At 72.4% G+C, this 26,594-nt stretch carries 24 protein-coding genes; 13 read left to right on the top strand and 11 right to left on the bottom strand.

What is annotated here, in order from left to right; all coding sequences use genetic code 11:
* Positions 1–81: 81 nt before the first annotated feature.
* A complete protein-coding gene (gene glgX / locus L3X23_RS06690; RefSeq protein ID WP_237191236.1) occupies positions 82–2,232 on the top strand; it encodes a glycogen debranching protein GlgX in 2,151 nt (716 codons plus the stop codon).
* On the top strand, positions 2,232–4,523 hold the full coding sequence (gene treY / locus L3X23_RS06685; protein ID WP_237191235.1) for a malto-oligosyltrehalose synthase: 2,292 nt from the start codon (positions 2,232–2,234) through the stop codon (positions 4,521–4,523). The genes glgX and treY overlap by 1 nt, the downstream gene beginning before the upstream one ends.
* A gap of 79 nt (positions 4,524–4,602) precedes the next feature.
* Here the strand turns inward: treY and L3X23_RS06680 are convergent, their stop codons facing one another.
* Complete coding sequence (locus tag L3X23_RS06680; protein WP_237191234.1) at positions 4,603–5,310, bottom strand: AraC family transcriptional regulator; 708 nt, start codon at positions 5,308–5,310, stop codon at positions 4,603–4,605.
* Between the two features lie 75 nt (positions 5,311–5,385).
* Here L3X23_RS06680 and L3X23_RS06675 point away from each other — a divergent pair, with 75 nt between their 5' ends.
* Positions 5,386–6,414 carry a pyridoxamine 5'-phosphate oxidase family protein gene (locus L3X23_RS06675; RefSeq protein ID WP_237191233.1) on the top strand — a complete coding sequence of 343 codons (1,029 nt, stop codon included), beginning with the start codon at positions 5,386–5,388 and terminating at the stop codon, positions 6,412–6,414.
* A gap of 11 nt (positions 6,415–6,425) precedes the next feature.
* Here the strand turns inward: L3X23_RS06675 and L3X23_RS06670 are convergent, their stop codons facing one another.
* The gene (locus tag L3X23_RS06670; protein ID WP_237191232.1) at positions 6,426–7,040 is read right to left on the bottom strand and encodes a TetR/AcrR family transcriptional regulator; all 615 of its coding nucleotides are present in this window, start codon (positions 7,038–7,040) and stop codon (positions 6,426–6,428) included.
* 79 nt (positions 7,041–7,119) lie between these two features.
* Here L3X23_RS06670 and L3X23_RS06665 point away from each other — a divergent pair, with 79 nt between their 5' ends.
* The 7 genes from L3X23_RS06665 to L3X23_RS06635 all read left to right on the top strand — a co-directional run bounded on the left by L3X23_RS06665 (position 7,120) and on the right by L3X23_RS06635 (position 15,618).
* The gene (locus L3X23_RS06665; protein WP_237191231.1) at positions 7,120–8,595 is read left to right on the top strand and encodes an MDR family MFS transporter; all 1,476 of its coding nucleotides are present in this window, start codon (positions 7,120–7,122) and stop codon (positions 8,593–8,595) included.
* Positions 8,596–8,775: 180 nt separating this feature from the next.
* Positions 8,776–9,246: a MarR family winged helix-turn-helix transcriptional regulator gene (locus L3X23_RS06660; protein ID WP_237191230.1), complete on the top strand. Its 471-nt coding sequence runs from the start codon at positions 8,776–8,778 to the stop codon at positions 9,244–9,246.
* Between the two features lie 276 nt (positions 9,247–9,522).
* Positions 9,523–11,265, top strand: coding sequence for a malto-oligosyltrehalose trehalohydrolase (treZ, locus tag L3X23_RS06655; RefSeq protein WP_237191229.1), 1,743 nt, complete (start codon positions 9,523–9,525; stop codon positions 11,263–11,265).
* A gap of 197 nt (positions 11,266–11,462) precedes the next feature.
* Positions 11,463–12,401, top strand: a complete 939-nt coding sequence (locus L3X23_RS06650) for a carbohydrate ABC transporter permease (RefSeq protein ID WP_237191228.1) — start codon at positions 11,463–11,465, stop codon at positions 12,399–12,401.
* Positions 12,398–13,216, top strand: coding sequence for a carbohydrate ABC transporter permease (locus L3X23_RS06645; protein ID WP_237191227.1), 819 nt, complete (start codon positions 12,398–12,400; stop codon positions 13,214–13,216). Before L3X23_RS06650 ends, L3X23_RS06645 begins: the two co-directional genes overlap by 4 nt.
* Before the next feature lie 12 nt (positions 13,217–13,228).
* Positions 13,229–14,566, top strand: a complete 1,338-nt coding sequence (locus L3X23_RS06640; RefSeq protein WP_237191226.1) for an ABC transporter substrate-binding protein — start codon at positions 13,229–13,231, stop codon at positions 14,564–14,566.
* Positions 14,566–15,618, top strand: a complete 1,053-nt coding sequence (locus L3X23_RS06635) for an ABC transporter ATP-binding protein (protein WP_237191225.1) — start codon at positions 14,566–14,568, stop codon at positions 15,616–15,618. The genes L3X23_RS06640 and L3X23_RS06635 overlap by 1 nt, the downstream gene beginning before the upstream one ends.
* A 49-nt stretch (positions 15,619–15,667) precedes the next feature.
* Here the strand turns inward: L3X23_RS06635 and L3X23_RS06630 are convergent, their stop codons facing one another.
* Positions 15,668–16,651 (bottom strand): malate dehydrogenase, encoded by a 984-nt coding sequence (locus L3X23_RS06630; RefSeq protein ID WP_237191224.1) that lies wholly within the window; start codon positions 16,649–16,651, stop codon positions 15,668–15,670.
* Positions 16,652–16,726: 75 nt separating this feature from the next.
* Between L3X23_RS06630 and L3X23_RS36030 the strand changes: the two genes are divergently transcribed.
* Both L3X23_RS36030 and L3X23_RS06620 read left to right on the top strand, forming a co-directional pair.
* Positions 16,727–17,833 (top strand): DUF418 domain-containing protein, encoded by a 1,107-nt coding sequence (locus L3X23_RS36030; RefSeq protein WP_237191223.1) that lies wholly within the window; start codon positions 16,727–16,729, stop codon positions 17,831–17,833.
* 5 nt (positions 17,834–17,838) lie between these two features.
* Complete coding sequence (locus tag L3X23_RS06620; RefSeq protein WP_237191222.1) at positions 17,839–18,135, top strand: hypothetical protein; 297 nt, start codon at positions 17,839–17,841, stop codon at positions 18,133–18,135.
* Between the two features lie 6 nt (positions 18,136–18,141).
* Here L3X23_RS06620 and L3X23_RS06615 read toward each other — a convergent pair whose 3' ends face one another.
* Genes L3X23_RS06615 through pyk form a run of 3 tightly spaced genes read right to left on the bottom strand, consistent with a single transcriptional unit; the run spans position 18,142 to position 21,341 of the window.
* Positions 18,142–18,618: a CoA-binding protein gene (locus L3X23_RS06615; RefSeq protein ID WP_237191221.1), complete on the bottom strand. Its 477-nt coding sequence runs from the start codon at positions 18,616–18,618 to the stop codon at positions 18,142–18,144.
* Positions 18,615–19,910 carry an O-acetylhomoserine aminocarboxypropyltransferase/cysteine synthase family protein gene (locus L3X23_RS06610; protein WP_237191220.1) on the bottom strand — a complete coding sequence of 432 codons (1,296 nt, stop codon included), beginning with the start codon at positions 19,908–19,910 and terminating at the stop codon, positions 18,615–18,617. The genes L3X23_RS06615 and L3X23_RS06610 overlap by 4 nt, the downstream gene beginning before the upstream one ends.
* 9 nt (positions 19,911–19,919) lie before the next feature.
* Complete coding sequence (pyk, locus tag L3X23_RS06605) at positions 19,920–21,341, bottom strand: pyruvate kinase (RefSeq protein WP_237191219.1); 1,422 nt, start codon at positions 21,339–21,341, stop codon at positions 19,920–19,922.
* A gap of 53 nt (positions 21,342–21,394) precedes the next feature.
* Between pyk and L3X23_RS06600 the strand changes: the two genes are divergently transcribed.
* Entirely contained in the window at positions 21,395–21,718 is a 324-nt protein-coding gene (locus tag L3X23_RS06600; protein ID WP_237191218.1) for a VanZ family protein, read from the top strand.
* Positions 21,719–21,733: 15 nt separating this feature from the next.
* Here L3X23_RS06600 and L3X23_RS06595 read toward each other — a convergent pair whose 3' ends face one another.
* The 5 genes from L3X23_RS06595 to trpC all read right to left on the bottom strand — a co-directional run bounded on the left by L3X23_RS06595 (position 21,734) and on the right by trpC (position 26,552).
* Positions 21,734–22,369: a DUF2461 domain-containing protein gene (locus L3X23_RS06595; protein WP_237191217.1), complete on the bottom strand. Its 636-nt coding sequence runs from the start codon at positions 22,367–22,369 to the stop codon at positions 21,734–21,736.
* Positions 22,366–23,334: a prolipoprotein diacylglyceryl transferase gene (lgt, locus tag L3X23_RS06590; RefSeq protein ID WP_374204822.1), complete on the bottom strand. Its 969-nt coding sequence runs from the start codon at positions 23,332–23,334 to the stop codon at positions 22,366–22,368. The genes L3X23_RS06595 and lgt overlap by 4 nt, the downstream gene beginning before the upstream one ends.
* A 277-nt stretch (positions 23,335–23,611) precedes the next feature.
* Positions 23,612–24,409 (bottom strand): tryptophan synthase subunit alpha, encoded by a 798-nt coding sequence (gene trpA / locus L3X23_RS06585; protein WP_237191215.1) that lies wholly within the window; start codon positions 24,407–24,409, stop codon positions 23,612–23,614.
* The gene (gene trpB / locus L3X23_RS06580; RefSeq protein WP_237191214.1) at positions 24,406–25,746 is read right to left on the bottom strand and encodes a tryptophan synthase subunit beta; all 1,341 of its coding nucleotides are present in this window, start codon (positions 25,744–25,746) and stop codon (positions 24,406–24,408) included. Before trpB ends, trpA begins: the two co-directional genes overlap by 4 nt.
* Positions 25,743–26,552, bottom strand: a complete 810-nt coding sequence (gene trpC / locus L3X23_RS06575) for an indole-3-glycerol phosphate synthase TrpC (protein ID WP_093075522.1) — start codon at positions 26,550–26,552, stop codon at positions 25,743–25,745. The genes trpB and trpC overlap by 4 nt, the downstream gene beginning before the upstream one ends.
* Positions 26,553–26,594 lie beyond the last annotated feature (42 nt).

Below are 26,594 nucleotides of genomic sequence, written 5' to 3'. Positions count from 1 at the left end.
AACAGTACTGACCGAGCACGCACGACGGGCGCGGGCGCCCTAAGGTGCAACGGGTTCGGACCGAGGAAATGGGGAATCAGCATGCGGCCGTGGCCGGGCAGCGCCTACCCGCTGGGCGCCAGCTACGACGGGGCGGGCACCAACTTCGCCCTCTTCTCCGAGGCGGCGGAGAAGGTGGAGCTGTGCCTGTTCGGCCCGAAGGGCAAGGAGACCCGCTACGCCCTGACCGAGGTCGACGGGTTCGTGTGGCATTGCTACCTCCCGGGGGTCGAGCCGGGCCAGCGCTACGGCTACCGGGTGCACGGGCCCTACGACCCGGCGACCGGGCAGCGGTGCAACCCGAACAAGCTCCTCGTCGACCCCTACGCGAAGGCCGTCGACGGGCCGGTGAAGTGGGACGAGGCGGTCTTCGGCTACAACTTCGGCGACCCGCTCTCGCGCAACGACCGCGACTCGGCGCCGTTCGTGCCCAAGTCCGTGGTGGTCAACCCCTACTTCGACTGGGGCTCCGACCGCCCGCCGAAGATCCCGTACCACGAGTCCGTGATCTACGAGGCGCACGTCCGCGGCCTCACGATCGCGCACCCGGACATCCCCGAGGAGCTGCGCGGCACCTACGCGGGGCTCGCGCACCCGGTGATGATCGAGCACCTGCAGCGGCTCGGGATCACCGCGGTGGAGCTCATGCCGGTGCACGAGTTCCTCAACGACCACCACCTGCAGGAGAAGGGCCTGTCGAACTACTGGGGCTACAACACCCTGGCGTTCCTCGCCCCACACCACGGGTACACGATGCGCGGGTCGCGCCCGGGCTCGCAGGTCCACGAGTTCAAGGCGATGGTCCGGGACCTGCACGAGGCGGGCATCGAGGTGATCCTCGACGTCGTCTACAACCACACCGCCGAGGGCTCCGACATGGGCCCCACGCTGTCCATGCGCGGCATCGACAACCACGCCTACTACCGGCTCGTCGAGGACGACCCGCGCTACTACATGGACTACACGGGCACCGGGAACTCGCTCAACGTCCGCAACCCGCACACCCTGCAGCTGATCATGGACTCGCTGCGCTACTGGGTGACCGAGATGCACGTCGACGGGTTCCGGTTCGACCTCGCCTCCACCCTGGCCCGGGAGTTCTACGACGTCGACCGGCTGTCGGTGTTCTTCGACCTCGTGCAGCAGGACCCGGTGATCTCGCAGGTCAAGCTCATCGCGGAGCCGTGGGACGTCGGTCCCGGCGGCTACCAGGTCGGGAACTTCCCGCCCCTGTGGACGGAGTGGAACGGCAAGTACCGGGACACCGTGCGGGACTTCTGGCGCGGCGAGCCCGGCACGCTCGGTGAGTTCGCCTCTCGGCTGACCGGGTCCAGCGACCTCTACCAGGAGGACGGACGCAGGCCGTACGCGTCGATCAACTTCTTCACCGCGCACGACGGGTTCACCCTCGCCGACCTGGTGTCCTACAACGAGAAGCACAACGACGCCAACGGCGAGGGCGGCAACGACGGCGAGAGCCACAACCGCTCCTGGAACTGCGGCGTCGAGGGCCCCACGGACGACGCGGCGGTGCTGGAGCTGCGGGCCCGCCAGCAGCGCAACTTCATCACCACCCTGATGCTCAGCCAGGGCGTGCCGATGCTGCTGCACGGCGACGAGCTGGGGCGCACCCAGCGCGGCAACAACAACGTCTACTGCCAGGACAACGACCTGGCCTGGATGGACTGGTCGCTGCTCGGCAAGAACGCCGGGCTGGTCGGGTTCACCGGCGGCGTCGCCGCGCTGCGGCACGCCCACCCGGTCTTCCGCCGCCGCCGCTTCTTCCAGGGCAGACCGATCGCGCCCCGCCGCCGGGACTCCCTGGCCGACATCGCCTGGTTCCAGCCGGACGGCCGGGAGATGACCGAGGGCGACTGGGACTCCGGCTTCGGCAAGTGCGTGGTCGCGTTCCTCAACGGGGACGGCATCTCCGAGCAGGACCCCCGCGGCGAGCGGGTCCGGGACGACTCCTTCCTGATGGCGTTCAACGCCCACTGGGAGGACATCGAGGTGACCCTGCCGCCGCTGGAGTACGGCAAGGAGTGGGCGATCGTGGTCGACACCGCCGCGGGCGAGGTCACCACCCTCGCCCCGGCGCCCGGGGTGGCCGCGGCCGACCCGCAGATCGTCGCGGGCGGCGGGACCCACACCGTGCCCGCCCGGTCGCTCCTCGTCCTGCAGCGGACCGCGTGATGGTCACCTACCGGCTGCAGTTCTCGAAGGACCAGACCTTCCAGACGGGCGCCGAACTCGTCCCCTACCTGGAGCAGCTCGGCATCGCCACGCTGTACTCCTCCCCCCTGCTGGAGTCCGGCGCGGGCTCCAACCACGGGTACGACGTCGTCAACCCCGGCTGGATCTCCGTCGAGCGCGGCGGGATCGAGGGGCTGGACCACCTGCTGCGCACCCTGCGCGAGGCGGGCATGACGATGCTGATCGACATCGTGCCCAACCACGTGGGTGTCGAGGTCCCGAAGGCCAACCCCTGGTGGTGGGACGTCCTGACCCACGGGCGGGCGTCTCGCTGGGCGGGGCACTTCGACATCGACTGGGCCGCGGGTCCGATCCTGCTCCCGATCCTCGACGCCGACGAGGCGGGCGCGCTCGCGCAGCTCACCGTCCAGGACGGCGAGCTCCGGTACTACGAGCACGCGTTCCCGCTGGCCCCGGGCACGGGGTCCGGGACCCCGCAGGAGGTCCACGAGCGGCAGCACTACCGGCTCGTCTCGTGGAAGCGCGGGGCCGCCGAGCTGACCTACCGGCGGTTCTTCGACGTCTCCACGCTCGCCGCCGTCCGCGTCGAGATCCCCGAGGTGTTCGAGGACGCGCACCGCGAGGTGCTGCGGTGGGTGCGGGCGCACCCGGAGATCGTCGGGCTGCGGGTGGACCACCCGGACGGCCTGTCCGATCCCGGCGCGTACGTGCGGCGGCTGCGGGCGGCGCTGGGCCCGGACAAGTGGCTGCTCGTCGAGAAGATCACGCACCTCGGCGAGGAGCTGCCCGCCTCGTGGCCGGTGGACGGGACGTCCGGCTACGAGGCCCTGGCGGACGTCCAGGGCGTGTTCGTCGACCCGGACGGGGCCGGGCTGCTCACCCAGTTCGCCGCCGAGCACACCGGGGTGAGGCAGTCGATCCGGGAGGCCGAGTACGACGGGCGCCGGGAGGTGGCCGACACCATCCTGGCCGCGGAGGTCCGGCGGATCGCCGCGCTCGTCCCCGGCGAGTCCCCCGACACCGTGCGGGACGCGGTGGCGGAGTTCCTCTGCGGCTTCCCCGTCTACCGCTCCTACCTGCCCGAGGGCCGGGACTCGCTCGACACGGCGCTCTCCGTCGCCCGCACCCGCAGGCCGGATCTGAAGGTCGAGCTGGACACGATCTACTCCGCGATGCTCGCGGAGCCGCACGGCGAGCTGGCCACCCGCGTGCAGCAGACCTCCGGCATGGTCATGGCCAAGGGCGTGGAGGACACGGCCTTCTACCGCTGGAACCGGTTCGTCGCGCTGAACGAGGTCGGCGGGGACCCGGGCCGCTTCGGCCTGTCCCCCGCCGGGTTCCACGCGGCGCTCGCGGCGCGCGAGGCGGGGTCGCCGCGCACGATGACGACGCTGTCGACCCACGACACGAAGCGGTCCGAGGACGTCCGGGCGCGGCTGGCCGTGCTCGCCGAGATCCCCGGCGAGTGGACCGCGCGGCTGCGGGACTGGTCCGCGCGGTACCCGCTGCCGGACCGCTCGCTGGAGCTGCTGGCCTGGCAGTGCCTGGTCGGCGCGTGGCCGATCTCGGCGGAGCGGCTCGCGAGCTACCTGGGCAAGGCCTCGAAGGAGGCCAAGCTCGTCACCTCGCACGTCGACGCCGTGCCCGAGGTGGACGAGGCGATCGCCGCGTGGCCGGCGCAGGTCCTCGGGGACGCCGCGCTGGTGGCGGAGATCCAGGCCTTCGTCGAGCGCATCGCGGGCCCCGGCTGGTCGAACTCGCTGGGGCAGAAGCTCCTGCAGCTCGCGGGCCCCGGGATCCCGGACGTCTACCAGGGCACCGAGGTGTTCGAGTACTCCCTGGTCGACCCGGACAACCGACGGCCGGTGGACTTCGCCGCCCGGCGGGCGCTGCTCGCCCGGCTCGACGAGGGCTGGCTGCCGGAGATCGACTCCGAGGGAGCAGCGAAGCTGCTGGTCACGGCCACCGCGGCCCGCCTGCGTCGGTTCCGGCCCGAGCTGTTCCAGCACTACCGCGCGGTCCCGGCGGACGGTGTCGCGGCCGAGCACGCCGTGGCGTTCGCCCGCACGGACCGGCTCGTCGCCGTCGCCACACGGCTCCCCGTGGGCCTCGCGGCGAAGGGCGGCTGGGGCGACACGGTCCTGCCGCTGCCCGGCGGCGCGGACGACTGGCACGACATGATCACCGACACGCCGGTCGACGGGGCGACCCCCGCCCTGGGCACGCTCCTGTCGCGCTACCCGGTGGCGCTCCTCGTCCGCCCCGCCTGACCCCGCCCGACCCCCGGCGAACGGCGCGTTCGCTCATCCCCGGTGAGCGAGCGCGCCGTTCGCCGCGTCACGGCCTCGCTCAGCCGACCTCGCCGGGTGACCGACCGGTGACCCGGCGGAAGGCCTCGGCGAAGGCGCCGGGTTTGCGGTAGCCCACGGCGCGCGCCGTCACGGCGACCGGGGTGCCGTCCGCGAGCAGGGTCAACGCGGCCCGGATGCGGCACCGTGTGCGCCACTGCGCGAAGGTCATGCCCGTCTCGGCCTGGAACAACCGGGTCAGCGTGCGGACGCTCGTGGCGGCGTGGTCGGCCCACGCGGCGAGGTCGCGATCGTCCGCAGGGTTCCGGGCGAGGACGTCGGTGATGTCGCGCAACCGGGGATCGGTCGGGACCGGGAGGGTGAAGGTGGTGCTCGGCACGGGTTCGAGGAGCTCGACGAGCAGTGCCTCGGCCCGGGCCCGCGCGCGGCCCGGGTCGGCGTTGAGGTGCAGGATCAGCTCCCGCACCAGGGGGGTGGCCAGCACGCCCGTCGGTTCGCTCCACGGCGTCTCCCCGGTCAGGGCCACGCCGTGCCCGAGCCCACCGCGGACGACGGCGACGGCGTGGGGCACCCCGGCCGGCATCCACAGCGCGTGGGTGGGCGGCACGAGCCAGTCGCGGTCCGCGGTGTGGTGGGTGACCGTCGCGGTCTCCGACCAGCTCAGGAGGTGGAAGTCGTGCTGGTGGAGGTCGACGGAGAACCCGCGGTCGAAGTCCGTCCGCAGGGTCGCGATCACCGTTCCCGACATCGGCTCCCCCGGTCTGGCCATCTCACGGCCATGATTGGCCACCGACCGCCGAACAGACACCCTACCGTCGGCGGCATGCAGCTGATGACCACCGTCGAGGAGCTCGAGGCCCGCATCGGCACCCCGCCGCGGCCGGTGCTCCTCAAGTCGACCGCGGTGCTCGACGACGGGTGCCGCGCGATCTTCGCCGCCGCGCCCGTCGTGGCCGTCGGTACCCGGAGTGGCACGGTGCTCGTGGGCGGGGAGCCCGGCGTCGCCCACGCCGAATCCGACACCCGGCTGTCCCTGCCCCTGCCCCTGCCCGAGCCGCCGGCGCCCGGGACGGGGGTGTCGATGCTGTTCCTGCTCCCCGGCCGCGGCGAGACCTTCCGGTGCAACGGGATCGCCGGTGCGGTCCGCGGCGGGCGGCTCCCGATCGAGGTCACCGAGGCCTACGTCCACTGCGCCCGCTGCGTGCTGCGCGCGAAGCTCTGGACGACGCCCTCGGCGCCGCCCGATCCGGCCCTCACGGCGGTCCCCGAGTCGGGGCCGCTGTCCGCGCCGGGTGTCGCCGGTGTCCTCGCGGCCTCACCGTTCGCCGTGGTGACCTCGCGAGACGCCGACGGGAACGCCGACACCAGCCCCCGGGGTGACGGCCCGGGTGTGCTCCGCATGCTCGACGGGCACACCGTCGCGTTCGCCGAGCGGCGGGGCAACAAACGGGCGGACACCCTGCACAACCTGATGAGCTGCCCGGACGTCTCGCTGCTCGCCGTGGTCCCGGGTCGGGGCGAGGTCGTGCGGCTGCGCGGCACGGCCCGGGTCCGCGTCGATCCCGGCCTGCTCGCCTCGATGGCGTTGCGGGACCAGGCGCCCGCGGCCGCGGTCGTCGTCCGCGTCGAGGACGCCGAGCTCGCGCCGAGTCGGGCCGTCGAGGCGCTCTGGGCGCCCTCGCCCGCCCCACTGCCGGACCTGAACGCGATCGCCGCCGCCCACGTCGCCGCCCGGGGCGGACGCACCACCAAGGCCCTGGCGCGCGGCGTGGCGGGCGCCGCGAGCGGGCTCACTCGCCGGGCCCTGGACGCGAGCTACCGCTCCGCGCTGCGGAAGGAGGGCTACGACTAGGCACGCGCCGCTTACCGCGTCACGGCCTCCCGGAAGGCCCGGCGGCACTCGGCGTAGACCTCGAGCAGGTCTGCGGGGGCGCCGGACTCGACGGTCCGGACCCACTCCTCCAGCGTGAGCCGCACCATGGCGGCGAACGCCTCCAGCGCCGCGCGCGCCCGCAGCGGCGTCCGGCCCGTGCTCGCGACGAGCGTGGCGACGCGGCGGTCGGTCCGTTCCGCGTCGAGGCGCAGGCTGGTCGCCAGGACCGTCGGCTCGTGCAGGACCAGGCGCCGCACCCGGAGGAAGCGGGCGCCGCTCGACGGGTCCCGGTCCAGCCTGGCCAGGGTGTCCCCCCAGTACCGCTCGAGCGCGGCGTAGGCGTCGTCGCCGTCGGTCAGTGCGCCGAGGACGGCCAGCAGGTCGTCCTCCAGCTCGCCGTCGCCGAGCATCACGGCCTGCTCCTTGGTGGCACAGAACCGGAAGAACGTGCGGGTCGAGATGCCCGCGGCGCGCGCGATGTCCTCCGCCGTCGTGGCGGCGACCCCCTGCCGTTCGAACAGGTCGAGCGCCGCCGCGGAGATCTCGGCCTCGGTCTGGCGACGACGTCGTTCGCGCAGGCTCGGCGGCGCGTGCTCCGTGCTCATGGCGGGAGTCTAACGCTCTGTGCCAAGATGGCATTCACTGCCAAATCAGCGCAGAGTGTCAATCGAGGAGGACCGTGTCGTGAGCACGCTCGAATCGTCCGTGCCGCCCCCGCCGCCCCCGCCGCCCACGCCGTCCGTCCGAACCGGACCGGTGATCGCGCTCCTGGTCGCCTCGGCGTTCGTGGTGATCCTCAACGAGACGATCATGGGCGTGGCGCTGCCCGCCCTGATGGTGGACCTGGACATCACCGCGAGCAGCGCCCAGTGGCTCACCACCGGGTTCATGCTGACCATGGCCGTCGTCATCCCGACGACCGGGCTGCTGTTGCAGCGGTTCAGCGTGCGCACGGTCTTCTTCCTCGCGATGGGCCTGTTCACGGCGGGCACGGCGATCGCCGCCGCGGCCCCCGGCTTCGAGCTGCTCCTGGTCGGGCGGATCGTGCAGGCCTCGGGCACCGCGGTGATGCTGCCGCTGCTGTTCACCACGGTGATGACGGTCGTCGAGCCCGAGCGGCGCGGCCGGATGACCGGCGTCATCACCATCGTGATCGCGGTGGCCCCCGCCATCGGCCCCACGATCTCCGGCCTGGTGCTGGCCTCGCTGCACTGGCGCTGGATGTTCCTGGTGGTCCTGCCGATCGCCCTGCTGTCGATGGCGCTGGGCGCCCTGTGGGTCCGCAACGTCACCGAGACCCGCCCCGTGCAGGTGGACGTCCTGTCGATCGTCCTGTCGGCGCTCGGCTTCGGCGCACTCGTCTACGGCCTGGCCGGGATCGGCGAGGCCGCCGAGGGACACGCACCCGTCCCGCTGTGGATCCCGCTGACCGTCGGCACGGTCTCGCTGGTCGCGTTCGTGCTGCGCCAGATCGCCCTGCGCGAGACGCCGCGCGTCCTGCTCGACCTGCGCGCCTTCCGCAGCCCGGCGTTCTCGCTGGCCGTCGCGATGGTCGTGGTCAGCTTCACCGCGCTGTTCGGCACCCTGATCCTGCTGCCGATCTACCTGCAGTCCGTGCTCGGCCTCTCCACGCTCGACGCCGGCCTGGCCCTGCTGCCGGGCGGCGCCCTGATGGGTGTGCTCGCACCGATCGTCGGCGGACTGTTCGACCGCTTCGGCCCGCGACCGCTCGTCCTGCCGGGCGCGATCGTCGCGAGCGCGGCGCTCTGGTGGATGACCACGCTGGACGCCACCAGCCCGGTCGGCCTGGTCATCGCGATGCACCTGACGCTCACCGCCGGACTGGGGTTCCTGCTCACCCCGCTGATGACCTCGGCCTTGGGCTCGCTGCCGGTGCACCTGTACTCGCACGGCAGCGCGATCGTCACCACGCTGCAGCAGGTCGCGGGAGCCGCGGGCACCGCCCTGTTCGTCACGCTGATGTCGGTCGGGACCGCCGGTGCGGCGAGCACGGGTGCCGACGGCGTCTCGGCCCTCGCGACGGGCGTGCACACCGCCTTCCTCGTCGGCGCCGCGATCTCCGTGGTCGCGATCCTGCTCGCGATGTTCGTCCGGCGCGCACCGGAGGGCTCGCGCACACCCACACCCACGCCGCACTGATCTTCACATCGCATCGCGCAACACGGTGCGCATGACGCTGCTCACGGTCGGAACCTCTCGGTAACCCGAGACGTTTGACAGAGCGGATATCTCGACGATCGAACCAAAGATCATCGAGTCCGCCCCCCGCGATCCGGGGAACGACGAAGGAGCACAGTGAACGGTGGCGCGGACGGACGCGTGGACGGAGCGCTCGCAGAACGACTGAGGGACCTGGTGGCCGCCTCGGACGCCTACCGGCAGACGGCGGCCCGCCTGCTGCGGCTCGGGGTCCCGGAGACCACGATCCTGGTGACCCTGCTGCACGACGGGCCGCAGCGCCCGACGGCGTTGGCCCGCCGGGTCGGCGTCACCCCGGCGACGGTGACGGCCCAGCTGGACCGGCTCGAGCTGGCGGGCCACGTGGTCCGCCAGGCCAACCCGCGGGACCGGCGCAGCGTCCTCGTGGCGCTCACCCCGCAGGGGCGCGCGCTCGTCGGGAGGCTGTCCGCGGTGTTCGCCCGGGACGTCGCCACAGGGTCCGCGGGCTACGACCCGGCGACCGGCGCGGCGGTGGACCGCATTCTCGGCGGCGTGGCGCGACAATTGCAGGACCGCGCCCGGGACGAGCACGGCATGGGTCACGACCTGGGACTCAGCCCCGCGAAGTAGTTCGGGAAACGTAATACTTCGGCTGCGGGAAATCTGTGAGGAAATACGGCTGAACGGCCGATTACGAAGGCCCGCAGGCTTTCTACAGTCGAGGCCGCAACGCGCAAGGACCGGGTATCCCCCCACCCTCCGGTACCTCGTTGCCGGGACCACCGGCCGACTCCGTGCCCCCCGACCGGCCGGTGGTCCCGACCCTCGCGCATCCGGACCCGCCCCGTGACGTGACGTGACCGCCCCGGGCGGGCGTGTCGGCGTCGGATTCGGCAGGATTCCCCCGTGGCTGAGTACGCGGTGTGGGCGCCGGAGAAGGACACGGTCCGGGTCGTGGTCGACGGGGACACGTACCCGATGCGGCGCGCGGCGGGCGGGTGGTGGCACGCGGACGTCCAGGACAACGGCCCCGGGTCGGCCTACGCGTTCCTCGTCGGCGACGATCCCACCCCGCTCCCGGACCCCCGCTCCCTGTGGCAGCCCGGCGGTGTCCATGCCGCCTCGCGGCGCTACGACCAGGCCGCCTTCTGGTGGACCGACCAGGCCTGGACGGGCCGGACGCTCGCCGGGAGCGTGCTCTACGAGTGCCACATCGGCACCTTCACCGACGAGGGCACGTTCGACTCGGCGATCGAGAAGCTGGACCACCTCGTCGCGCTCGGGATCGACATGGTCGAGCTGCTGCCGCTCAACGCCGTCGACGGGCCCCGGAACTGGGGGTACGACGGCGTCGGCTGGTACGCGGTCACGGAGAACTACGGCGGCCCGGACGGGTTCAAGCGGTTCGTCGACGCCGCGCACGCGCGCGGGCTCGGGGTGGTCCTCGACGTCGTCTACAACCACCTCGGCCCCTCGGGCGCCTACCTCGACCGGTTCGGCCCCTACTTCGCGGGCTCCAACATCTGGGGCCCGTCGCTGAACCTCGACGGCCCGTGGTCGGACGAGGTGCGCCGGTTCGCCATCGACAACGCCCTGATGTGGCTGCGGGACTTCCACGTCGACGGGCTGCGGATCGACGCCGTCCACGCGCTGCGGGACACCCGCGCCGTGCACGTCCTCGAACAGCTCGCCACCGAGGTGACCGCGCTGGAGGCGCACGTCGGGCGCCCGCTGTCGCTGATCGCGGAGTCGGACCTCAACGACCCGCGCATGATCACCTCGCGGGACGGCGGCGGCTACGGCATGACCGGCCAGTGGGCGGACGACATCCACCACAGCCTCCACACCGTGCTGACCGGTGAGTCCCAGGGCTACTACAGCGACTTCGCCGAGGCCGATCTCGCCGGGCTCGCCCACGTCCTGACCAGGGGCTTCCTCCACGAGGGCACCTGGTCGAGCTTCCGGAAGCGGACGCACGGCGCGCCCGTCGACACCGTGCGCATCCCCGGGCACCGCTTCGTCACCTACCTGCAGAACCACGACCAGATCGGCAACCGCGCCACCGGCGACCGGCTCACGCAGGTGGTCTCCCCCGGCATCCTGGCCTGCGGCGCGGCGATCCTGTTCACCTCCCCGTTCACCCCGATGCTGTTCATGGGTGAGGAGTGGGGCGCCCGCACGCCGTGGCAGTTCTTCTCGTACTTCCCCGACCCCGGCCTGCGCGAGGCCGTGCGCACGGGTCGGACCAGCGAGTTCGCCGAACACGGCTGGGGGGACGTCGAGGTTCCCGACCCCAACGCCGAGTCCACCTTCCTCGACTCGAAGCTGGACTGGACCGAGCAGGAGCAGGAGCCCCACTCGACCCTGCTCGCGATGTACAAGGAGCTCATCGCGCTGCGCAAGGCGTGGCCGGAGCTCTCCGACCCGTGGCTCGACGAGGTCGCGGTCGACGTCCACCCCGAGGCGCGCACCCTGGTGATCCACCGCGGGCGGCTGCGGGTCCTGGTCAACCTCGGCTCCGAGGAGGTGGCCCTGGACCTGGCGGCCACCGTCACCCGGATCCTGCTGGCCAGCGAGCCCACGAGCTCCGAGGGCGCGGAGATCACCCTGCCCGGCGAGTCCTTCGCCATCGCGGTCCTGGAGGAGTAGGACCCGACACACGAACGGCGCGTTCGCTCACCAGATGTGAGCGAACGCGCCGTTCGTTGCGAGTGGGCCCCGCTCGTGCGACCCCCGTTCGGGGTGTCGACGTCCGGTGATCACCGGACGGTCATCTGGGCTTGTCAGAGTCCGGACGGCCGCGGATCCGCGGCCGTCCCCGGTCTCTCTCTGCGAGGTCAGCCCTGTTGACGACGCTCGGTGCGCCCCCCGAGGCCCCACCACCGGTCGCCCGGCGCCGGCGCCGCTTCGGCGGCCGTGAGCGGCGGGACGCCCTGGTCTTCCTCGCCCTGGCGCTCCCGAACCTGGCGCTGATCGGGCTGTTCACCTACTGGCCGCTCGTCGCCAACCTCCAGTACTCGACGCTCGACTGGACCCTCGGCTCCCCGACGGCCCGGTCGGTGGGACTGGACAACTACGTCCGGTTCTTCACCTCGCCCGGGTCCTGGGAGATCCTGCGCACCACCCTGGTGTTCACCGTCGTCACGGTGGGCGGGTCGATGCTGCTCGGCCTGCTGATCGCCCTCGCGTTGGACCGGCGGGTCCGCGGGGCGGGGCCGGCCAGGGCCGCGGTGTTCGCGCCGTACGTGCTCTCCGGGGTGGGCGTCGGGCTGGTGTGGCTGTTCATCTTCGACCCGACGATCGGCGTGCTGGGCGCCGTGGTGCGCGCCCTCGGCGGGAGCTCGCCGGACTGGTTCAACGACCCCACGCTCAGCCTGGTGATGCTCTGCATCGTCTCCATCTGGAAGAACATGGGCTACGCGGCGGTGATCTACCTCGCGGGCCTGCAGACCGTCCCCCGGGACCTCCTGGAGGCCGCCGCGCTCGACGGCGCGGGCCCGTGGTGCACGTTCCGCAGCGTCGTGCTGCCGCTGCTCTCCCCCACGACGTTCTTCCTGTTCATCACGAGCGTGCTGAACACCCTGCAGGCGTTCGACCTCATCCGGATCATGACCCCGCTCGGCCGGGGCACCACGACCCTGATCTACGAGGCCTACCTGCAGGCCTTCGGCGGCTACAACCGGGCGGGATACTCCGCGGCCGTCTCGACCGTCCTGTTCGTGCTGCTGGTGCTGTTCACGGTCCTGCAGCTGCGGTTCCTCGAGCGGAAGGTGCACTACCGGTGAGACGCGCCGGCGCCGCGTACGTCCCGATCGTGCTCGCCACGCTCGTCGTGGTCTTCCCGCTGCTCTGGATGCTGCTGACCTCGATCAAACCGGACTCCGAGATCATCACCCAGGCGCCCGCGCTGCTGCCGGCGAGCCCGACGCTGGAGCACTACCGCGAGGCCGCCGAGCGGGTGCCGTTCGGCAGGCTGTTCGTGAACTCCGCGATCGTCACCGCGATCGGCGCCGGGCTGAAGGTGCTGCTCGCCATCGCCACCGCCTACGCGCTGGTGTTCGTGCGCGTCCCCGGCCGGAACGTCGTGTTCGTGCTGCTCCTGGTCACGCTCATGGTGCCGCCGCAGGTCTCGCTGCTGCCCAACTACCTCCTGGTCAACCAGTGGGGCGGTACGGACACCTACTGGGGCATCATCCTGCCCGGCCTCGGCACGGCGTTCGGCACGTTCCTGCTGCGCCAGCACTTCCGCACGTTGCCCGCGAGCATCCTCGAGGCCGCCGAGATCGACGGCGCAGGCCACTGGCGGCGGCTCGTGCGGATCGTGGTGCCGATCTCGGCGCCGACCATCGCGACCGTCGCACTCGTGAACATCGTCTACGAGTGGAACGACTACCTCTGGCCGCTGGTCATCGTCTCGAACCCGGACCGGATGACGCTCCCGGTCGGTCTCACCCTGCTCGCCAACGTGGACAACAGGGCCGCCGCCTACGGCCAGCTCATGGCCGGCTCCGTCGCGGTCGTCGTCCCCGTGCTCCTCGTCTTCGTCGCACTGCAGCGGCACATCATCGCCGGCCTGACCCAGGGCGCGGTCAAGGACTGAAAGGGAACACCCATGAACCCACTCGACCGACGCGGCTTCCTGGCGATCGCGTCCGCCGCGGGAGTGGCCGCCGCGCTCGCCGCCTGCGCCGGGCCCGCCACCAGCGGCGGCGGGAGCGCCGCAGTGGAGGCCGTGGACTACACCGGGGTGACGCCGGCACCGGAGATCACGTGGTGGTCGTCGAACCCGGGCGGCTCCGAGCCCGTCTCGAAGGAGATCATCGAGGCGTTCCACCGGTCGCAGAGCGCGATCCGGGTCAACCTCGTGACCGCGGGCGCGAACTACGAGGAGATCGCCCAGCGCTTCCAGACCGCGCAGGCGGGCGGCGCGGCGAACCTGCCGGACGTCGTCCTGCTGTCGGACGTGTGGTGGTTCCGCTACTACATGCAGCGGTCCATCGTGGACCTCACGCCACTGACCGAGGCGCTGGACTGGGACCTCTCCGACTACCGCCAGGGCCTCCTCGACGACTACCGCTACGAGGGCGGCCTCTGGGCGATCCCGTGGGCGCGCTCGACCCCGCTCTTCTACTACAACAAGGCCCACTGGTCCGCCGCGGGCCTGCCCGACCGGGCGCCCGAGTCCTGGGCCGAGTTCGCCGAGTGGGGCCCGCGGCTGCAGTCCGCGGGCACGGGCGTGCAGAAGGCCTTCCAGAACCCGGCGCTGGCGGACTACGCGGGCTGGACCTTCCAGAACAACCTCTGGGGCGAGGGCGGCGGCTGGAGCCGGGACTGGGACATCACCACCGACGCGCCGGGCACGATCACCGCGCTGCAGTACCTGCAGGACGCGGTCTACACCGGCGGCTGGGCGGGCGTCGCGGGCACCGACGGCATCACCGACCTGGGCGCAGGCGCGGTCAGCTCCACCCTCGGCTCGACGGGCAGCCTGGTCACCCTGCTGAAGTCCGCGACGTTCGAGGTCGGGGCGGGCTTCCTGCCCCGGGGCCCGGTGGCCGGGCCGGTCTGCCCGACCGGTGGGGCCGGCGTCGGCATCCCGGCGGCCATCACCCCCGAGCGGCAGCTCGCGGCCGCCACCTTCATCCGGTTCCTGACGACACCGGAGAACACCGTCCGGATGTCCGAGGCCACCGGCTACATGCCCGTGCGGACCTCGGCGGACATCTCCTCGCTGGTCGCCACCGCGCCGCAGCGCCGGATCGCGATCGACCAGCTCGCAGTCACCCGGGTGCAGGACCGGGCCCGGGTGTTCCTGCCGGGTGCCGACCAGGAGATCGCCAAGGCCGCCGCGAACATCCTGACCCGGCGCGCGGACGTCGCGGCGGAGATGGCGACCCTGAAGACCACGCTGCAGGGCATCTACACCGACGACGTGCGGCCGAACATCTGATGGCCGCGGTCACCTTCGCCGGAGCCACCCGGGTCTACCCCGGTGCCGACCGGCCCGCGGTCGACGCGCTCGACCTGGAGGTCGGCGACGGCGAGTTCCTCGTGCTCGTCGGGCCGTCGGGCTGCGGGAAGTCGACGTCGCTGCGGATGCTGGCCGGGCTCGAGGACGTCGACGGGGGCCGCATCCGGATCGGCGACCGGGACGTCACCGACGTGCGGCCGAAGGACCGGGACATCGCCATGGTGTTCCAGAACTACGCGCTCTACCCGCACATGACGGTCGCCGAGAACATGGGCTTCGCCCTCACCATCGCGAAGCGCTCCAAGGCCGAGATCGCCACGCGCATCGCCGAGGCCGCGCGGATCCTGGACCTCACCGAGTACCTGGACCGGAAGCCGCGCGCCCTGTCCGGCGGACAGCGCCAGCGGGTCGCGATGGGCCGCGCGATCGTGCGCGAGCCCAGCGTCTTCTGCATGGACGAGCCGCTGTCCAACCTCGACGCGAAGCTGCGGGTCTCGACCCGCACGCAGATCGCCTCGCTGCAGCGGCGGCTCGCGGTGACCACGGTGTACGTCACCCACGACCAGGTCGAGGCGATGACCATGGGCGACCGGGTGGCGGTGCTCGACAAGGGCGTGCTGCAGCAGGTGGCCGCCCCGCGCGAGCTCTACGACCGACCCGCCAACGCCTTCGTGGCCGGCTTCATCGGCAGCCCCGCGATGAACCTCGCCGAGCTGCCGGTGGTGGACGGCTCGGTGGCCTTCGGCGCGCCCAGGACGATCCCCGGGATCCCGGCGCCGGGGCCGTCGGTGCTGGTGGGGGTCCGCCCGGAGGACCTGCGGGCGGTCCCCGCCGGCACGGGGCTGGCGGTGCGGGTGGAGGTCGTCGAGGAGCTGGGCTCCGACGCGTACCTCTACGGCACCGCCGAGGGCCGCACGATCGTGGCCAGGACCGACCCGCGCGACCCGCCCGCCCGCGGCGACGTGGTGCACCTGGCACCCGACCTCGACCGGGTGCACCTGTTCGATCCCGAGACCGGTGCGCGCCTCTGAACCGTGAGTGGCGATGGTCGCCATGGCGACCATCGCCACTCACGGGGGCTCAGATCAGGCCGAGGCCCTTGACCGCCTCGCGCTCCTCGACCAGCTCGGCGACGGAGGCGTCGATCTTCTCGCGGGAGAAGGCGTCGATCTCCAGGCCCTGGACGATCTCGTACTTGCCGTCCTTGGTGGTGACCGGGAAGGAGGAGATGATCCCCTCGGCCACGCCGTAGCTGCCGTCCGACGGGACGGCCATCGAGGTCCAGTCGCCCTCGGCGGTGCCGTTGACCCAGGTGTACACGTGGTCGATGGCGGCCGAGGCGGCCGACGCGGCGCTCGACGCGCCCCGCGCCTCGATGATCGCGGCGCCGCGCTTGGCGACGGTCGGGATGAAGGTGTCCTTCAGCCAGGACTCCTCGACCTGCTCGGCGGCGATCTTGCCGCCGACCTCGGCGTGGAAGAGGTCGGGGTACTGGGTGGCGGAGTGGTTGCCCCAGATCGTGAGCTTCTTGATCTCCGACACCGGCACGCCCAGCTTCTGCGACAGCTGCGCGAGGGCGCGGTTGTGGTCGAGGCGGGTCATCGCGGTGAAGCGCTCGGCCGGGACGTCCGGCGCGGCGGACTGGGCGATCAGGGCGTTGGTGTTGGCCGGGTTGCCGACGACGAGGACCTTGACGTCGTCCGCGGCGCCCGCGTTGATCGCCTTGCCCTGCGGGGCGAAGATCCCGCCGTTGGCCTCGAGCAGGTCGCCGCGCTCCATGCCCTTGGTGCGCGGGCGCGCGCCGACGAGCAGGGCGACGTTGACGCCGTCGAAGGCCTTGGTCGCGTCGTCGAAGATCTCGACGCCCGCGAGCAGCGGGAACGCCCCGTCGCTCAGCTCCATCGCGGTGCCCTCGGCCGCCTTGACGGCCTGGGGGATCTCCAGCAGGTTCAGCTTCACCGGGGTGTCGGACCCCAGGAGCTGCCCGGAGGCGATCCGGAAGAGCAACGCGTAACCGATCTGGCCAGCGGCTCCGGTGACAGTGACGGTGACAGGAGTGGACACGCCGTGAGGCTAGTCCCCGCGCCCCGACCTCGTTCGCTGAGGTGGCGGAGGTCTCGCGCCGTAGGGTCCGGGGTCGTGAGTACTCCGTCGGCCGCGCGGGCGATCGCACCCGATCTCGCCCGCGGGGCGATGCTGCTGCTCATCGCGCTCGCGAACGTGCACCTGTTCCTGCTCGGGCCCGCCGGGGTACGCGGGTACCCGGCCGGGCTCGCGGGGGTGGACGGGGTCGTCGCGTTCCTGCAGATGGTCCTGGTCGACGGGCGGGCCTATCCGCTGTTCGCGCTGCTCGTCGGGTACGGGGCGACCCAGTCCGCCCGGCGGTGGGAGCCCGCGGCCGCGGTGTCGCTGCTCCGGCGCCGCGGCGGCTGGATGATCGCGATCGGGGCGGTCCACGGGGTCCTGCTGTTCCCGGGGGACATCGTCGCGGCGTACGGGCTGCTCCTGGTCGCACTGGCCGGGGTCGTGGTGCGCGGGACCGACGTCACGCTCGGGACGATCGCGGTGCTCGGCTGCGTGTTCACCGCCCTGACCAGCGCGTTCTCCGGGTTCTCGACGGGTGTGGCGGTCCTGCCGAGCATCGCGGCGCCGGACGTGGGCAGCGCGCTCGTCCTGCACCTCGGGGAGTGGTCGGTGGGCACGGTGAACTCCGCGCTCGTCACCGCGGGGATGGTCGCGCTCGGCGCGCTGCTGGGGCGGCGGCGACTGCTCGAGGAGCCCGAACGGCACCGCCGGGTGCTGGGGTGGGCCGCGGTCCTCGGGCTCGCCGTGGCGGTGGCCGCCGGGGTTCCATTGGCGCTCGTGGCGGCGGGCTGGTGGGCCCCGGCCGGCGTGGCGACGCTGCTCGCGGGGGTGCTGCACGGGCTGGGCGGGCTCGCGGGCGGGCTCGGGTACGCGGCGGTGTTCGCGCTGGTCGCGACCCGATGGGCACCCCGCCCGCTGCTCGCGGCCGGGCGTCGGTCGCTGTCCTGCTACCTCGGGCAGTCCGTGGTGTGGGTGGCGCTCCTGCCTGCATGGACGCTCGGGTTCGGGGCGGACCTGAGCGTGGCGCAGGCGGCGCTGCTCGCCGTCGGGGTCTGGGGGGCGGGGCTCGCGGTGGGCATCGCCCTGGACCGAGTGGACCGCCGCGGGCCTGCGGAGGTCCTGCTCCGCCGGCTGACGTACGGGCCCGCCCCGATACGCTGAGCGACGTGGAGAAAGAGGCACCCGCCGTCGCGATCCCGTACTACCGCGCGCTGTTCGGCGCGCTCGGCTGGGGCGTCGTCGCGTTCGCGCTGCAGGTCGTCATCGCCCCCGGCGACTCGACCTTCCTCCTGCTCCACACCGGGTGGATCCTGATCTGCTGTGTCCTCGCCGCGTGGCCGACCTGGAAGGCGGCCCAGCGGCGCGGGTGGCCGGAGCTGTGGAAGCTGTTCCTGCTGGCCGCGCCCGCGTTCTGGGTGCTGCGGCTGCTCACCCTCGTGCTGCAGCGACTGCTGTTCGGCTAGGCCGTTCTAGACCCGGCGGCGTGAGCTGATCACGCCGGTGTCGAAGCCCGCGAGGTGCAGGCCGCCCGCGAACCGGGCGTGCTCGACCTTCAGGCACTTGTCCATCACGACGGTGATCCCCGCGGCCTCCGCGCGGGCGGCCAGCTGCTCGTCCCAGAGGCCGAACTGGAGCCACCAGGTCTTGACGCCCTCGAGCGCCAGGACCTCGTCGAGCACGCCGGGCAGGTCCTGCGGACGCCGGAAGGTGTCGACGAGGTCCGGCACGCCGGGCAGGTCGGCGAGGCTCGGGTAGACCGGCCTGCCGAGGATCTCGGTCGCGTTCGGGTTCACGAACCACAGCTCGTAGTCACTCGCGTCGAGCAGGTAGGTCGCCACGAAGTTCGACGCCCGCGCGGCGTTCGGCGAGGCGCCGACCATCGCGACCGTGCGGGTCTCGTCGAGGATCCGCTTCCGCTCGACGGCGGTCGGGTTCTGCCAGCTCACCGGGTTGCTCCCTGTGCCGATCCGAGGGCCTGGTCGAGGTCCCAGAGGATGTCGTCGACGTCCTCCAGGCCCACGCTGATCCGAATCAAGTCCTCCGGGACCCCCGCGTGTTCCAGCTGGGCCGGGGTGAGCTGTTGGTGGGTCGTCGACGCCGGGTGCAGGACGAGCGTGCGCGCGTCCCCGACGTTCGCGAGGTGGCTGCACAGCTGCACCGACTCGATGAACCGCGCGCCCGCCGCCCGGCCGCCCCGCACCCCGAACGCGAACACCGCCCCGGGCCCCTCCGGGAGGTACCGCCGGGCCCGGTCGTGGTGCGGGTGGTCCGGCAGACCCGCGTAGCGGACGTAGGACACCCGCGGGTCCGCGGCCAGCCACTCCGCCACCCGCTGCGCGTTCGCGACGTGCGCGGCCATCCGGAACGGCAGCGTCTCCACGCCCTGGAGCAGCAGGAACGCCGAGTGCGGCGACAGGGTGGGCCCGACGTCGCGCAGTTGCTCGGCGCGCAGCTTGGTGAGGAACCCGAACTCGCCGAAGTTCCCCCACCAGGTCAGCCCGCCATACGAGGGCACCGGCTCGGTCATCGTGGGGAAGCGCCCGTTGCCCCAGTCGAACCGTCCCGACTCGACGATCACGCCGCCGAGCGTGGTCCCGTGCCCGCCGAGGAACTTCGTCGCGGAGTGGATCACGATGTCCGCGCCGTGCTCGATCGGGCGGCACAGGTAGGGCGTGGCCAGCGTGGCGTCGACGACCAGCGGGACGCCTGCGGCGTGCGCGACCTCCGCCAGCCCCGCCAGGTCGGCCACCTCGCCGCCCGGGTTGGACACGACCTCGGTGAACACGAACCGCGTCCGGTCGGTGATCGCCTTCGCGTAGTCCTCGGGGTCGGTCCCCGGCACGAACGTGGTGTCCACCCCGAACCGGCGCAGCGTCACGTCGAGCTGGGTGACCGTGCCGCCGTACAGCGCGGCCGACGCGACGCCGTGGTCCCCCGCCCCGGTCAGCGCGGCGAAGGTGAGGAACTCGGCGGACTGGCCCGACGCCGTCGCCACCGCGCCCAGCCCGCCGTCCAGGCTGGCGATCCGCTCCTCGAGCACCGCGACCGTCGGGTTGCCGATCCGGCTGTAGATCAGCCCGTACTTCTGCAGGGCGAACAGCGTCGCGGCGTCCTGGGTGTCCTCGAAGACGAAGCTCGTGGACTGGTAGATCGGGGTGGCACGGGCACCGTGGGCCGCGTCGGGAACCGCCCCGGCGTGCACCGCGCGCGTCCGGAAGCCCCAGGATCGATCACCCATGGCACCACCTTAGGCGTGGTCCTCCTCGCCGAGGCGGTGGACGCGGATCAGGTTCGTGGAGCCCACGGTCGAGGGCGGCGAGCCCGCGACGATCACCACGAGGTCGCCGGGCTGGAAGCGGCCGATGGACAGCATGGCGTGGTCGACCTGGCGCACCATGGCGTCGGTGGAGTCCACGGCCTCGACCAGGAAGGTCTCGACGCCCCAGGTCATCGCGAGCTGGTTGCGCACCTCGACGGCCGGGGTGAAGGCCAGCAGCGGCAGCCGGGTGTGCAGGCGGGCGAGCCTGCGGACCGTGTCGCCGGACTGCGAGAACGCGACCAGGGCCCGGGCCGAGAGGCGCTCCCCGATGTCCCGCGCCGCGTAGGAGAGCACACCGCGCTTGGTCCGCGGGACGTGGTTGAGCGGGGGCACGGTCGTCGGGCCCGCCTCGACGGCCTCGACGATCGAGGCCATCGTGCGGACCGTCTTGATCGGGTACTTGCCCACGCCGGTCTCGCCGGAGAGCATCACCGCGTCCGACCCGTCGAGCACGGCGTTCGCGACGTCGGAGACCTCGGCGCGGGTGGGCCGCGAGTTGGTGATCATGGAGTCGAGCATCTGCGTGGCCACGATGACCGGCTTCGCGTTCTCCCGGGCGATCTGGATCGCCCGCTTCTGCACCAGCGGCACGTTCTCCAGCGGCAGCTCGACGCCGAGGTCGCCGCGAGCGACCATCACCCCGTCGAAGGCCAGCACGATCGCCTCGAGGTTGTCGACGGCCTCGGGCTTCTCCAACTTGGCGACGACCGGGAGCTTGACCCCGACCTTCTCCATGATCCGGTGCACGCCGTCGATGTCCGCCGGGCTGCGCACGAAGCTCAGCGCGATCACGTCCACGCCCAGCGTGAGCGCGAACTCCAGGTCCGCGATGTCCTTCTCGCTCAGCGCGGGCACCGACACGTTCATGCCGGGCAGCGAGATGCCCTTGTTGTTGCTGACCGGACCGCCCTCGGTGACCTTGCAGACCACGTCGGAGCCGTCGACGTCGATGACGCGCAGGCCGACCTTGCCGTCGTCGACGAGGAGCCGGTCACCGGCGCGGGCGTCCTGCGCCAGGCCCTTGTAGGTGGTGGAGACCCGGTCGTGGGTGCCGGCACAGTCGTCGACCGTGATCCGGACCTCCTCACCCGTGTGCCACTCGGTGGGGCCGTCCGCGAACGTGCCGAGGCGGATCTTGGGGCCCTGGAGGTCGGCGAGGATGCCGACCGCGCGGCCCTCGGCCGCGGCGGCGTCCCGGACCATCTGGAACACGCGCTTGTGGTCATCACGCGTGCCGTGGCTGAAGTTGAGCCGCGCGACGTCCATGCCGGCCACGACCAGCTCCCGGATACGGTCGGGCGTCGCGGTGGCCGGGCCGATGGTGCAGACGATCTTGGTGCGACGAGTCACGGCGACAAGCGTAGCGCGCTCTCTGTAACGATCAGGTAGGAGGAAGGCGAACAGTGGGACGTCTGTCGTTCGCCCTCGCGGTGCTGGTCAGTCTGGTGGTGCTGTTCCTTCCGGCATCCGGGGTACCGACGGCCGCACCGGGCGTGGACAAGCTGGTCCATCTGGGGGTGTTCGCCCTGTTGGGTGCCACCGGACGGTGGGCGCGGATCCCGCCCCTGCCCCTGGTCCTCGGCCTGAGCGGGTACGCCGTGCTCTCGGAGGTCCTCCAGGACGTGCTGCCCATCGGGCGAGACGCCGAGATCCTCGACGTCGTCGCCGACTGCGTCGGCGTGTCGGTGGGTGTGGCGGTGCACGCGCTGGTGACCCGGCGGCGGTGACTCAGCGCCCGTGATTCAGCGGCGGGGCTGCTCGCTCGGGCCCACGTGGTCGGCGAGCCACTCCGCCAGGGGCGTGCCCGCGCGCCAGACGGTGCGGACGCGGGTGAGGCAGGTGCGCTCGTGCAGCGCGTCGTCCGGGGCCCAGCGGCGCGAGACCATCAGGCCCTTGCGGCGGAGGAGGTCCAGCCGCGGGTGGTCGGGGTCGGTCCCCTTGGGGCGGGTCTTGAGCTGCTCGCCCCCGACCGTCAGGCCCGCCTCCTCCGCGGCGGCGAGGATCTTCTCCAGCGCGGTGCCGCGGCGGGCGTCGTCGACCGCGGTGCGGAAGCGGGCGAGCTGGTCGGGCGCCATCCCGTAGTACCCGGCCGCGGCCAGCAGGCCCTCCGGCCCGACCTGGACGTAGTACGGGTGCGCGTAGCCGCCGCAATGGGTCTTGTAGGGCGTCTTGTCCTTCGAGAAGCGCACGTCCCGGTACGGGCGGAAGATCTTGCCCGCGCCGAACTCGACCTCGAGCTCGGCGAGCAGCGCCTGCATCGGACCCTTCACGTGCTCCTCGTAGAGCTCGCGCTGGTCGGTCCAGTAGGCCTTGCTGTTGTCGGCGAGCAGGCCGTCGTAGAACTCGACGGCGCCGTCGCCGAAACCGGCGAAGGTCACGGGGACCGGTCCGTGTCGGCCGTCTCCCCCACCGTCTCGTCGACCGGTGTGTCGGTCGGCTCGGCCGCCCCCGGCCGCTCCACGCCCGCCATGGCGAACGCCTCGTCGGGGATCGTCTCGCGCGGCCCCCGACGCAGGACGAAGTACACGACCGCCAGCGCGAACACGACGACGGACACGACGACGTTGATCCGGATGTCGCCGAACACCCGCGTCGCCGGGTCGGTGCGCATGATCTCGATGAAGAACCGGCCGAGCGTGTAGCCGGCCACGTACAGCGCGAAGACGCGCCCGCGGCCGAGCCGGAAGCGCCGGTCCGCCCACACGATCACGGCCGCGACCAGCAGGTTCCAGAGCAGCTCGTACAAGAACGTGGGGTGCACGATCGCGATCGGGTTCGCCGTGTCGATCGCGACGCCCCCGAGCGGGTCCGACGCCCCCGTGGCCGGGTCCACCCGCTCGTAGATCTCCAGGCCCCACGGCAGCGTGGTCGGGCCGCCGTAGAGCTCCTGGTTGAAGTAGTTGCCCAGCCGCCCGATCGCCTGCGCGACGATGATCCCGGGCGCGACGGCGTCGGCGAAGAACGGCAGCGGGATCCTGCGCCTGCGGCACCCGATCCACGCGCCGACCGCACCGAGGGCGATGGCGCCCCAGATGCCGAGGCCGCCCTCCCAGATCTTGAGCGCCGCGACGGGGTCCCCGCCGGGGCCGAAGTAGGTGCGCCAGTCCGTGGCGAGGTGGTAGAGCCTGCCGCCCACCAGGCCGAACGGCACCGCCCACACCGCGACGTCCACCACGGTGCCCGCGGGCCCGCCGCGCGCCACGAACCGCTTCTCGCCCCACCAGATCGCCACGACGATCCCGGCGATGATGCAGAGCGCGTACGCCCGCAGCGGGATCGGCCCGAGGTGCCAGACCCCCCGGTCGGGGCTCGGAAGGTACGCGAGCACGCTGGTCGTCAGCACGAGGCCCACCGTAGCGCGGGGTGGTGGGGTCCCGGTCGGACGACCCCACCCTCGCTGCCCCTTTGCAGTGTCAGCGGATCCGCACGGCGGCGGCGGTGCTGCGGATCCGCAGGCACTGCAAAGCACCCGCCCGCACCACCGCTCCGGCCGGCCCGTGCGCATCCGCCGACACTGCAAAGCACCCGCCCGCACCACCGCTCCGACCGGCCCGTGCGGATCCGCCGACACTGCAACCGCAGGTGCGCATCCGCCGACACTGCACAGGCGTGCGAGAGGATCAGGCCGGCTGGGCCCGACCCACGCTCGCCACGCCCGTCGCCAGCTCCCGCGCCAGCGCGCGCACCGCGTCCGCGCCGCCCTGCTCGGCCGCGGTCACGAAGGCCGAGCCCACGATCACCGCGTCCGCGAAGGCCGCGATCTCCGCCGCCTGCTCCCCGTTGCGCACCCCGAGCCCGACGCCGATCGGCAGCGCGGTGTGCGGGCGGGTGCGGCCCACGATCTCCCCGGCGGCGGAGTTCACGGAGTCCCGCGCGCCCGTCACCCCCATCACCGAGGTGGCGTAGACGAAGCCGCTCGAGGCCGCCGTGGTCGACGCGATCCGCTCCTCGGTGGAGCTCGGCGCGACCAGGAAGGTGCGCGAGAGCCCGTGCTTCTCGGACGCGACGAGCCACTCGTCGGCCTCGTCCGGGATGAGGTCGGGGGTGATCATGCCCAGTCCCCCGGCGGCCGCGAGGTCCGCGGCGAACCGCTCCACGCCGTACCGCAGCACCGGGTTGAAGTACGTCATGACCACGCAGTTCCCACCCGCCGTGGTCACCCGCTCGACGGTGGTGAACACGTCCCGCAGCCGGAACCCGTTGGCCAGCGCCGTGTCGGCGGCGGCCTGGATGGTCGGCCCGTCCATCACCGGGTCCGAGTACGGCACGCCGATCTCGAGCAGGTCGCAGCCGCCCTCGCTCATCGCGGTGAGCAGCTCCACCCCCCCGTCCACGGTCGGGTAGCCGGCGGGCAGGTACCCCACCAGCGCGGCGCGCCCCTCGGCCCGGCACGCGGCGAACACGTCGGCGACACTCACGCCTGGATCCCCTCGGTCTCGCTCCCGGCGTCCGCGAACGACCCGGCAGGCTCCTGCACGACGCCCTCGGCGATCGCCGTCCCGTCCGCCGACTCGGCGGACTCGTCCGAGCCGATCATGCCGAACCACTTCGCGGCGGTGTCGACGTCCTTGTCCCCGCGACCGGACAGGTTGACGAGGATGACCGCGTCCGGCCCGAGCTCCTGACCCAGCCGCAGCGCGCCGGCCACGGCGTGCGCGGACTCGATCGCCGGGATGATCCCCTCGGTGCGGCAGAGCAGCGCGAACGCCTCCATCGCCTCGGCGTCGGTGACCGGCTGGTACTCGGCCCGTCCGATGTCCTTGAGCAGCGCGTGCTCGGGCCCGACGCCCGGGTAGTCCAGCCCCGCGGAGATCGAGTACGACTCGGCGGTCTGCCCGTCCTCGTCCTGCAGGAGGTAGCTCATCGCGCCGTGCAACGCACCCGGCGCCCCCTCGGACAGGGTGGCGCCGTGCCTGCCGGTCTCGACGCCGTCACCACCCGGCTCGAAGCCCACGAGCCGGACGCCGGGGTCGTCGAGGAAGGCGTGGAAGATGCCGATCGCGTTCGACCCGCCGCCGACGCAGGCGGCCACGGCGGTGGGCAGCCTGCCGCACCGCTCGAGCATCTGGGCGCGCGCCTCCAGGCCGATGATGCGGTGGAAGTCCCGCACCATCTGCGGGAACGGGTGCGGCCCGGCGACCGTGCCGAGCACGTAGTGCGTCTCGGAGACGTTCGTGACCCAGTCCCGCAACGCCTCGTTGATGGCGTCCTTGAGCGTGCGCGAGCCGGTCTTGACCGGGACCACGGTGGCGCCCAGCAGCCGCATGCGGGCCACGTTCAGCGCCTGCCTGCGGGTGTCGACCTCGCCCATGTAGACGACGCACTCCAGGTCCAGCAGCGCGCACGCGGTGGCCGTCGCGACGCCGTGCTGGCCGGCACCCGTCTCGGCGATGACCCGCTTCTTGCCCATGCGCTTGGTGAGCAGTGCCTGGCCCAGCACATTGTTGATCTTGTGCGAGCCGGTGTGGTTGAGGTCCTCGCGCTTGAGCAGGATCCGCGCCCCGCCCGCGTACTGCGAGAGCTTCGGCACGTCCGTCAGCGGCGAGGGCCTGCCGACGTAGTCCCGCTGCAGCCGGTCCAGCTCGGTGAGGAACTCCGGGTCGTGGCGGGCCTTCTCGTAGGCCGCCTCCAGCTCGTCGAGGGCTGCGACCAGCGCCTCGGGCACCCACCGACCCCCGTACCGGCCGAAATGGCCGCGCTCGTCGGGTTCATGTCCCGAGGGGGTCTCGATGCCCGCAGATGCCTGAACAGTCACCGCACCATTCTGGAACACGACGGATGGAAGCCCGCAGCCACCAGGGCCCGCACCGCCGCGCCGGGGTCCCCGCTGGTCACCAGACCCTCGCCGACCAGCACCGCGTCCGCTCCCCAGCCCGCGTAGGTCAGCAGGTCGCCGGGGCCGCGGACGCCGGACTCGGCGACCCGCAGGACGTCGTTGGGCAGGCCGGGGGCCATCCGCCCGAACACGCCGCGGTCCACCTCGAGGGTGTGCAGGTTGCGCGCGTTGACCCCGATGAGCTTCGCGCCCGCCTCCAGCGCGCGGTCCGCCTCCTCCTCGGTGTGCACCTCGACCAGCGCGGTCATCCCGAGGGACTCCACCCGGTCGAGCAGCGACTCCAGGACGGGCTGCTCCAGCGCCGCCACGATCAGCAGGACGAGGTCGGCGCCGTACGCGCGGGCCTCGTGCACCTGGTAGGGCGTGACGATGAAGTCCTTGCGCAGCACGCAGACGTCCACGGCGGCGCGGACGGCGGCCAGGTCGTCCAGCGAGCCACCGAAGCGGCGCTGCTCGGTCAGCACGGAGATCACTCGCGCACCGTTGTCCGCGTAGGCCTTCGCGAGCACGGCGGGATCCGGGATGGTCGCCAACGCGCCCTTCGACGGGCTGCGCCGCTTTACCTCCGCGATCACCCCGACGCCCGGCTCCTTCATGGCGGCCATGACGTCCTTGGGCGGGGCCGCCGCGGCGGCGCGACGCTTGATCTCCGCGAAGTCGACCGCGGCCTCACGGACCGCGAGATCCTCGCGCACACCGTCCACGATGGAGTCGAGCACACTCACCGGTCGGCTCCCCTCCGAGTCCGTGCCTGTCGGGCGTTGCTG

The sequence above is a fragment of the Pseudonocardia sp. WMMC193 genome, assembly GCF_021728735.1.
GTDB lineage: Bacteria > Actinomycetota > Actinomycetes > Mycobacteriales > Pseudonocardiaceae > Pseudonocardia > Pseudonocardia oroxyli.
The sequence above is the reverse complement of the archived record's forward strand: the minus strand, read 5'-3'. Positions and strand labels throughout refer to the sequence as shown.